The sequence below is a fragment of the Bradyrhizobium sp. genome, assembly GCF_049581145.1.
Lineage (GTDB): Bacteria > Pseudomonadota > Alphaproteobacteria > Rhizobiales > Xanthobacteraceae > Bradyrhizobium.
The window spans coordinates 1-2,549 of the sequence record NZ_JBAURI010000841.1; the positions used below are offsets into that span (position 1 = coordinate 1).

The window sequence follows — 2,549 nt, forward strand, 5'->3', positions numbered from 1 at the left end:
GGTTCATGCGCAGCGAGACCGCAATGACCCGGCCGAACGCCGGGTTCAGGGTCAGAAGCACGGCCGGCCGGCCACGGCGGCGGCCATTCAGCCCGTCCAAATCCTCCTCGTCGGGATCGTCGGGCCACGACGTGCCCGGCGGCATCGCCGCGCCCGTCTCGGTTTCGGCCTCGCACAGCAGTTCTTCCGCCATCAGTTTCGACGTGATGGCCGAGATGGCCGGGAAGCTCAGCCCCGTGCTGCGGGCGAGCTCGACCCGCGGCGACGGCCCCTGGCGTCGCAGCACGTCGACGAGGCGGCCGCGGTTCGCTCCGCGGGCCACGCCTGATGCACGTCTCGGCGGCTCGGGCTGCTCATCCATGCCGGTTTTATTAATTCGCTCAGTGAAATTAATCAATCTGTGAAACGAGATGAAAGCGCACGGACATACCCGAAGTGTCGGAGAAGATGGACTTGCCTTATTCCGTATACCACTAGAGCTTGAGCATTGCAGCAAGAACAGCCTTGACTGCCGAATTATTTCGCATAATTTGTTCGCCGTATAAATAAAATAAGGCGCCGAAGCGTCGTGCGTCAATCCCCTCATACCGGGGCGACGAAAAAAGGGAGGAGCACATGAAGGATCCAATGAAGAGATTGATCGCGCCGCTATTGGCGAGCGCAGCCGTGGTCGCGATGGCCACGGGAGTGGCGCAGGCCCAGGAGAAAAAGACCGTCGTGCTGGTGACCAATGTCGCGGCCGACTTCTGGACCATCGCCGGCCGCGGACTCGAGAAGGCGCAGAAGGAACACCCGGACTACAATATCCAGCTGATCGTCACCAACGAGGGCACCGCGGCGGGCCAGCGCCGCGAGCTGGACGACCTCTTGGTGCGCGGCATCGCCGGCATCTCGATCTCGGTCGACGATGCGGCGCACGCCACCGAAGAACTCGACAAGGTCGCGGCCAAGACCGTGCTGATCACGACCGACAGCGATGCGCCGCAGAGCAAGCGTCTCGCCTATATCGGCACCGATAACGTCGCGGCCGGGCGGCAGGCGGGCGAGGAGATCAAGAAGGCGCTGCCGGACGGCGGCAAGATCGCGCTGTTCGTCGGCACGATGGACGCCGACAACGCCCGCGAGCGGGTGCAGGGCATCAAGGAGGCGATCGCCGGCACCAAGGTCGAGCTGGTCGACGTCTTCACCGACCAGGTGGACTCCGCCAAGGCCAAGGCCAACATGGAGAACGTGCTGGTCAAATATCCCGACATCGCGCTGATGTCCGGGCTGTGGAGCTACGAGACACCGCTGATCTATGATTCGGTGAAGGCGGCGGGCAAGGCCGGCAAGGTGAAGATCGTCGGCTTCGACGAGGACCAGCGCACGCTGCGCGGCATTTCCGACGGCACGATCGAATCGACGGTGGTGCAGCAGCCCTACGAGTTCGGCTACCTCTCCGCCACCGACATCATCAAGACGCTGAATGGCGACAAGTCCTGGATCCCGGCGGACAGCAGGGTCATCGTGCCGACCAAGGTGATCAACAAGTCCAACGTCGCGGAGTTCACCGCACAAATGAAAGAACTGCTGAAGAAGTAACTTGAGACGTCCAGACGATCGATTTTGTGAAACTTGTCATATGGGTCCGCGATTTCTCCCCTCCCCACCACGCGCTACGCGCGCGGAAGGAGGGGGGAAGCGACTGCATGGCGACGCCTGATATGATTCGAACTTCGAAATCGCTGAACTAGCTGCTGTGCTTCACCGTCCCGGCTGCCAGAGGCGGCCGGGCGTCGTGCTGGAGGAAAACGCCTGATGGCGGAGACGCTGCTCGAACTCACGGGGATCAGCAAGACCTATCCCGGCGTCAGGGCGCTCGACGACGTCAGTCTGCGCGTCTATCGCGGCGAGGTGCTGGGGCTGATCGGCGAGAACGGCGCCGGCAAGTCGACGCTGATGCGCGTCGTGGGCGGCGTGTTGACGCCGAGCACAGGCACGATCCGCATCGGCGATGTCGAGCACGCCAGGATGACGGTGAGCGGGGCGACGCGGGCCGGCATCGCCTTCGTGCACCAGGAACTGAACCTGTTCGAGAATCTCGACGTCGCGGCCAACGTCTTCATCGGGCGCGAAAAGCTGGCCGGCGGCCCGCTGAAGCTCGTCGACAACGCGCAGATGCGCGCCCGCGTCACGCCGCTGCTGCAGCGGTTGGGCGCCGATTTCACGCCGGATACGCTGGTCGACAACCTGTCGATCGCGCAGCGCCAGATGGTGGAGATCGCCAAGGCGCTCTCGATCGACGCCCGCGTCATCATCATGGACGAGCCGACCTCCAGCCTGACGCTTGCGGAGACCGAGCGGCTGTTGGAGGTGATTGCCGACCTCAAGGCGCAGGGCATCTCGGTGATCTATATCTCGCACCGGCTGGGCGAGATCATGAGCTGCGCCGACCGCGTCGTGGTGCTGCGCGACGGGCGCACGGTGGGCGAGTTGGCGCGCGACGAGCTCAGCCATGCCGCCATGATCCGGCTGATGATCGGCCGCGACCTGAAGGCGCTGTACACGCC

General features: G+C 63.9%; 2 protein-coding genes and 1 pseudogene. 2 read left to right on the forward strand and 1 reads right to left on the reverse strand.

Going from position 1 to position 2,549, the window contains the following annotated elements:
* Window positions 1–361: pseudogene (locus tag WCB02_RS27620) on the reverse strand (ROK family protein); the annotation flags it as partial.
* 254 nt (window positions 362–615) lie between these two features.
* On the opposite strand from WCB02_RS27620, the gene WCB02_RS27625 reads away from it, so the two are divergent.
* Together WCB02_RS27625 and WCB02_RS27630 are read left to right on the forward strand one after the other, a co-directional pair.
* Entirely contained in the window at window positions 616–1,581 is a 966-nt protein-coding gene (locus WCB02_RS27625; protein WP_423962929.1) for a sugar-binding protein, read from the forward strand.
* A gap of 216 nt (window positions 1,582–1,797) precedes the next feature.
* A partial coding sequence (locus WCB02_RS27630; protein ID WP_423962930.1) for an ATP-binding cassette domain-containing protein occupies window positions 1,798–2,549 on the forward strand: 752 nt, incomplete at its 3' end.